Annotated in this window: 5 protein-coding genes and 1 pseudogene; 2 read left to right on the top strand and 4 right to left on the bottom strand. The window is 72.6% G+C overall.

The genetic code is table 11. The features are described from left to right. Positions 1-627: pseudogene (locus AWZ10_RS11010) on the bottom strand (hypothetical protein); the annotation flags it as partial. A 285-nt stretch (positions 628-912) separates the two neighbouring features. On the opposite strand from AWZ10_RS11010, the gene AWZ10_RS11005 reads away from it, so the two are divergent. Further along, a complete protein-coding gene (locus AWZ10_RS11005) occupies positions 913-2,871 on the top strand; it encodes an AMP-dependent synthetase/ligase (RefSeq protein ID WP_060890973.1) in 1,959 nt (652 codons plus the stop codon). 44 nt (positions 2,872-2,915) lie between these two features. Here AWZ10_RS11005 and AWZ10_RS11000 read toward each other — a convergent pair whose 3' ends face one another. Then, positions 2,916-3,398, bottom strand: a complete 483-nt coding sequence (locus tag AWZ10_RS11000; RefSeq protein ID WP_046706179.1) for a hypothetical protein — start codon at positions 3,396-3,398, stop codon at positions 2,916-2,918. Between the two features lie 153 nt (positions 3,399-3,551). On the opposite strand from AWZ10_RS11000, the gene AWZ10_RS10995 reads away from it, so the two are divergent. Continuing rightward, positions 3,552-4,043: a hypothetical protein gene (locus AWZ10_RS10995; RefSeq protein ID WP_159015098.1), complete on the top strand. Its 492-nt coding sequence runs from the start codon at positions 3,552-3,554 to the stop codon at positions 4,041-4,043. An 11-nt stretch (positions 4,044-4,054) separates the two neighbouring features. Here the strand turns inward: AWZ10_RS10995 and AWZ10_RS10990 are convergent, their stop codons facing one another. Both AWZ10_RS10990 and AWZ10_RS10985 read right to left on the bottom strand, forming a co-directional pair. Continuing rightward, complete coding sequence (locus tag AWZ10_RS10990; protein ID WP_060890972.1) at positions 4,055-4,567, bottom strand: GNAT family N-acetyltransferase; 513 nt, start codon at positions 4,565-4,567, stop codon at positions 4,055-4,057. A 70-nt stretch (positions 4,568-4,637) separates the two neighbouring features. Then, the coding region (locus AWZ10_RS10985) for a helix-turn-helix transcriptional regulator (protein ID WP_244172459.1) at positions 4,638-6,249 on the bottom strand (1,612 nt) is incomplete at its 5' end.

Below are 6,249 nucleotides of genomic sequence, written 5' to 3'. Positions count from 1 at the left end.
CCCGTCCTCGCTCCCGCAGGCCGGCCCGTCCTCGCTCCCGCCGGCGCGCGCCTCCGTCCTCCCGCTGGTCCGCGCGTCCGCGCTTCCCCCTGCGTGCGCGACCTCGCTCCGCCGGTGCCGGGCGAGATACGTGCTCCGTGACTCCCAGGCGAGCCCGGCCGCGTCCTCGCCCCCGTCCCGCACCTCGGTCACCACCGTCGCCTCGGTGCCCCGTCGATGGGGTGCCAGCCCGTCGACGTACACGGTGATCTCGTACTCCCCGGTGGCGGGCAGCCGTCGCCGCCGGGTGATCTCGATCGACGTGTGCACGAGCCCGAGGAGGGGCAGCGGGAAGTCCCGGCCGGCCATGATCCGCATGGCGAGCGGAAAGCCGAGGACGTGCGGATACGTCAGCGGAACGGCGTCCTCCCCGGTGGGGAACCCGCAGACACGCTCGTACGCGGCGAGCCGGGCGAGGTCGATCCGCACGCCGGGGAGGACGAGCCGGGTGGCCGTGCCGGGGCCCGTCGCGGCTCCCCGCAGGGCGCGCTCACGGGGCAGCCGGAGGCTCTTGCAGGGGGAGAGGAACGCGCCCCGGGCGAGAAGACGGCCCAGGGCCGGGGTGTCGGTGAGCGTGAGGGTGCGCATCGAACGGTCTCCTCTGCATCCTTCTCGCGCCCGGTCCACGGGACGGATTCCACTCGCTTGCTCCACCATCAGGTTACCCGAGGTAACGGCTCTGGCAAGGTGGTCTCGTAGCCCCGTAGCTGAACGACCCTCAGGTAACTCGTCGGCCCCTTGACCTGCGCATGAGCGGCCAGGGACACTGCACATCCCCAGCCCCGGACCATCTCCGGACCATCGCCACACTCACACGAACCTGTCACACCAACCCCGTACGATCCGGGCACACCGAACGCCCAGGAGTCGCCCGTGTCCAGCCTCGAACACACCGAACCCGCCCTGGTGGAACCCGAGTTGAAGCGGCTGGACGGCACAGTGCGAGAGGCGTACGTCCCGGCGCTCGCCGCGCCCGTGACCTACGGCTCGCTCGCGGACATCCCCTTCGACAACGAGTCCCACGCGCCCGACTCGGTCGTCCTCAGCCGCAAGCACAGTGCCACGGCCACGGCTACGGAGAAGGACGCGGACGACGACGCGCACAGGGACGCCGACAAGGGTGACGGCGAGTGGCAGGACGTGACGGCGGCCGAGTTCGCCGCCGAGGTGCTCGCGCTGGCGAAGGGCCTGATCGCCGAGGGCCTGATGCCGGGCGACCGCATCGCGATCATGGCGCGGACCACGTACGAGTGGACGCTCCTGGACTTCGCGGCCTGGGCGGCGGGCCTGGTGACGGTCCCCGTCTACCCGACCTCCTCCGTCTTCCAGACCCGCTGGATCCTCCAGGACTCCGGCGCGGTGGCGCTGGCCGTGGAGGAGGCGGGCCAGGCGGCCGCCCTCGGCCCCGAGCTGGACCGCATCCCCGACCTGCGTCACATGTGGGTCTTCGAGAAGGGTCACCTGGACCGGCTGGCCGAGCTGGGCCGGGACGTGTCGGACCAGGAAGTGGCCGTACGGCGTGGGGTGCTCGGCCCCGACACCCTGGCGACCCTCATCTACACCTCGGGCACGACCGGCCGCCCCAAGGGCTGCGCCCTCACCCACGGCAACTTCTGCGCCGAGGTCGACAACGCGATCGACCTCCTCTACCCCATCTTCCGCGCGAAGACGGACGAGGAGGCCTCCACCCTCCTCTTCCTGCCCCTCGCCCATGTGTTCGGCCGCATGGTGGCGATCGGCTGTATGCGGGCGAGGGTCCGCCTGGGCCACTCCCCGAGCTTCCGCACGGAGGACCTCCTCGCCGACCTCAAGTCCTTCCGCCCGACGTTCCTCCTGGTCATCCCCTACGTCATGGAGAAGGTCTTCAACACGGCCCGCGCCTCCGCCGAACGCATGGGACGCGCGTCCTCGTACGACCGCGCCTCCGCCGTGGCCCGCCGCTACGGCGAGGCACTCGAAGCCGAGCAGCACGGCACGGGCCCCGGCCCCTCCGCCCTGCTCAGGGCGGCCCGTACCTTCTACGACCCCCTGGTCTACCGCCGCATCCGCAAGGCGCTGGGCGGCAGGGTCCGTTACGCCATCTGCGGTGGCAGTCCCCTCGGCCGCCGCCTGGCCGCCTTCTACGCGGGCGCGGGCATCGACGTCTTCGAGGGCTACGGCATGACGGAGACGACGGCGGCGGTGACCGTCACCCCGCCCAACCGGCCCCGTCTGGGCACGGTCGGCCGTCCCCTCCCCGGCACGCGGGTCCGTATCGCCGCCGACGGCGAGATCCTGCTCCACGGCGGCCAGATCTTCCGCGGCTACTGGGACCCGCAGGCCGGCGGGGTCGTCCCGGCGGGCCCCGACGGCTGGTTCGCGACCGGTGACATCGGCCACCTCGACGACGAGGGCTACCTCACGATCACCGGCCGCAAGAAGGAGATCCTGGTCACCGACAGCGGCAAGAACGTGGCCCCGGCCCCGCTGGAGAACTGGCTCCGCTCCCACCCCCTGATCGCCCACGCCATGGTCATAGGCGACCGCCGCCCCTACGTCACCGCCCTGCTGACCCTGGACCCCGAGGGCATCACGCACTGGGCCCTGATGAACGCCAAGCAGGGCACCCCCCTCGAACACCTCGCCACGGACCCGGACCTGCGATCCGTCCTGCAGCGCGCCGTGGACGAGGCCAACCGCCTCGTCTCGCGCCCCGAATCCATCCGCAGGTTCACGGTCGTCCCCGGCGGCTTCACGGAGGAGGAGGGCCACCTCACCCCCTCGATGAAGCTGCGGCGGGAGGTCGTGGAGCGGTCCTTCACGACGGAGATCGAGGGGCTGTACGAGAAGTAACCCGCGGGGTGGTGAACAGCGGGGTGGTGAACCGCGGAAGCGGCCTACCGCCCGGCGGCCGGATCACCGTCCCCCAGCGCGACCCACCAGTACCCGTCGTCCTTGACCAGCAACAACTCCTGCTGCTGGTCGGTTCTGTCGTAGGTGAGCCGGACGGGATTGAAGTAGTCCACGACCCCCTCCAGCACGGTGACGTCGACATGCCCGCGGGCGCCCTCGCCGAACTCCCGCACCTGCTCGTAGGCCGCGACCCGGGTCCCGTCGTACGCCGGCCCCGCCAGCTCCATCAGCCCTTCCACGTCACCGGCCTTGAGCCGCTGCACATACGCCCGCACGACGGTGTCGACGTCCTCGGCGGTCTCCCGGACATCGGGATACCTCGACTTCGCGGCCCGCACGGTCACATCGATCCGGGGCGAGTCGGCGAGCGCGTACGGCGCCCGGAACCAGTTCCACCACACGACCGCCCCGACCCCGAGGGCGAGGACCAACCCGCCACAGCACAGCAGAACGCCCCGCTTCTTCATCAGTCCCGCCCCGTCCGCCACCGCTTCGTCGGCCGACCCCGTCGGCCGCCCCTCCTCATAGAGTCATCGTGACCGGATTCGGTTGTACGCGGGACGAAGTTCCTGCTCAACAGCGCGCAGCGCGTGCAGACAAGGCCGATATCATCCGGCCGCATGGACCGAAGACGCGTGACCCAGCTGCTGTCCTCGAAGTGGGGAAGGCTTCATACGGCCTGCATGCTCCTGGCAGCCGTCATGTGGAGCTGGTCCGTCGTGTGGACCTTCGGATCGACGGACCGGGACGACAGCGGCGCGGGCCACCTCTCGACCGCCGCGGTGGCCATGTGCCTCGTCGCCCTGGTGTTCCTCGGCCTCCACGGACAGCACCTGCGGCAGCGGCGCGGCGAGGCGGAGGCCCTCGACGTACGGCGAGTACTGGACCACCTCCGCTCCCTGCCCACCTCGGCCAACGGCAAGGTCGCCCTGGTGTTCGCCGCCCTCGGGGTGGCCGGGTGGGCGTACGCGTGGGTGTTCGTGCGGCTGCTCGGATGGGACATGCCGCTGGTCCCGCCCGGCGACGACGGAGGGCTGTTCGTGACCGCCGGGACACTCGGTTGCGCGACCGCGGGGATCTTCGCGGGGACGCACTTCGAGGAACGCCGCTGAACAGGCGTCCGTCACCGCTCGGACGGCGCTCCCCGTTCTCGGACGGCGGCGCCCGACAACTCGGCGACCACCTCGCCCTGCTCCTCCTCCGTGGTGGACACGGGCCGGAACCCCAGCGAGGTGTAGAGGCGCTCGGCGGCGGTGTTGTCCGGGTGGTACGACAGGCGCAGGACCGCACAGTCCGAACGGTCCGCCAGCCATCGCACCACGGTCCACGCAGCCGCCCGCCCGACCCCCTTGCCCTGCTCGCCACCGTCGATCAGCATCCCGCCGACCCAGTACGAGCCGTCCTCGTCCCGCCCCCACATGACATGCCCCACCACGGTGTCGTCGGCGCGGACCGCGAGCGAGTTCCACACGCCCTCGCGGAGTGACAGCAGGAGGTAGCGGGCGGCCAGCGCCGGCACGTACCGCCGCTGGCCGTCCAGAGGAGCGACGTCCGCGACGGCCCGCCAGTTCTCGTCGTCCACATCGTGCAGGGCGATCCGTCGCCCCACCCCGTCCAACAGCCCGTGACTGATCATGCGGGCAGGCTACGACCGTCCCCGCCCGCGAGGAAGACGGCCCCGGGGAGCGGATGGCACGGGACCGCCCTCAGTCCACCAGATCCGCCGCCGTCAGCAGCCGCGTGAGATCCGTCCGCGAGCGCACCCGCAACTTCCGGTAGATCCGGGTGAGATGGGCCTCGACCGTCTTGCGGGACACGAACAGCGACGCCGCCGCCTCCGTGTTGTTGAGGCCACGGGCGATGGCGCGCGACACCTGGAACTCCTGGGGGGTCAGCTGGTTCAGCGCGCCGCCCATACCGCCGGCGGTCGACCGGGCCGTGCTCGACATGCCTCCCGCCGCCGCGAGTTCGCTCGCCGCGCGGCGGGCCCAGGGGACCGCGCCGAGCCGTTCGAAGCAGGCCAGAGCGGAGGCCAACGGTGCGCGCGCGGCTCCCGGGCGGCGGTGGCGGCGCAGGACCTCCGCCTCGCACAGCAGGGTCCGGGCCCAGTCGAAGGGGCCCGTCGTGCGGTGGTGGGCCTTCAACGCCGCCCCGAAGCACGCCTCCGCCTCCTGCGGTGTCCCCGCCAGCAGCCCCCGGACCCGGGCCGCCGCTGCCTCCGCCGAGGCGAGGCCCGTCTCCCGGACCCGTTCCTCCAGCCAGGACACCACCTCGGCGGCCCGCGCCGCGTTCCCCGCCCGTACGTGCGCCTCGGCCAGGTCGGCCGCGAACGGGACCACCTCCGGGTTGCCGATGCCCTGCTCCACGGCCAATGACAACGTTTGCTCCAGCTGGTCGGCGGCCGCGTCGTGGTCGCCGTGGGCGAGCGCCGACAGGCCGAGCACCGCCGTCATGTGGAACTCCTGGCAGCCGATCCCGTACGCCCCGCACTCCCGCCGCGCCCGCGCCACATGCTCCTCGCACTCGACGCGGTCGCCGCGCAGGGCTTCGAGGCGGGCGAGGCAGTACAGGGCGTAACTCACGCATGTCAGCTGCCCCAGCTCCTCCGCCCAGCGCAGGGCCTCCGTCAAGTCGCCGCGTGCGGGGGCCCACTGGCCGATCCGGGTCTCCAACTCGCCCCGTACGGCGAGGGTGAAGCCCAGCACGCCCACCGCGCTGTGCCGCCGGGCCGACTCCACGGCCGTGTTGAGCAGCCGGCGCCCCCGCACGAACTCCTCCACACGGCTCCAGGCCTGCCCGGCGATCGCGTACACCTGCTGGTCACGGACGGGGTCGCCGCCGGTGCCGTGGCGGTCGGCGGCCTCCAGCATCTCGCGGCCCTCGGCCGTACGGCCGGCCATGACGAGGGCGCCGCCGAGGAGGGTGAGGCTGTACCAGCGTTCGGGGCCGGACTCGGAGGCCAGGGTGAGGGACTCCTCGGCCACGCGGACCGCCGCCGGGACATGGCCGTCCAGGCGCGCGGCGGCCGTGGCCTCCGCGAGGAGCAGACAGGCGCGGGTGCGGTCGGTGTCGCGTACGGCGTCGGCGGCGTTCAGGAGGAGGCCGTACGCCTGCGCCGTCTCGCCCTTCCAGGTGTACATCCGGCCCAACAGGCCCTGGATGGCGGCGCGTACGGCCGGGTCCGGGGTGATGCGCAGGGCCTCCTCGCACCACTGCGGGCCTGCCGGGGAACCGCTGAGCAGGGCGTCGGAGGCGGCGTGGTGGAGGCGGTCGGCGCGGGGCGCGGGGTCGGGGGTGAGTTCGGCGGCGCGGCGCCAG

The organism is Streptomyces europaeiscabiei, from assembly GCF_001550375.1.
Taxonomy (GTDB): domain Bacteria; phylum Actinomycetota; class Actinomycetes; order Streptomycetales; family Streptomycetaceae; genus Streptomyces; species Streptomyces europaeiscabiei.
This window is presented reverse-complemented; position numbering and strand designations above follow the sequence as displayed.

Excerpts from the sequence above, each read along its gene's own strand:
- AWZ10_RS10995 (WP_159015098.1), top strand. The coding sequence starts at position 3,552 with ATGGACCGAAGACGCGTGACCCAGCTGCTGTCCTCGAAGTGGGGAAGG.
- AWZ10_RS11000 (WP_046706179.1), bottom strand. The coding sequence starts at position 3,398 with ATGAAGAAGCGGGGCGTTCTGCTGTGCTGTGGCGGGTTGGTCCTCGCC.
- AWZ10_RS10990 (WP_060890972.1), bottom strand. The coding sequence starts at position 4,567 with ATGATCAGTCACGGGCTGTTGGACGGGGTGGGGCGACGGATCGCCCTG.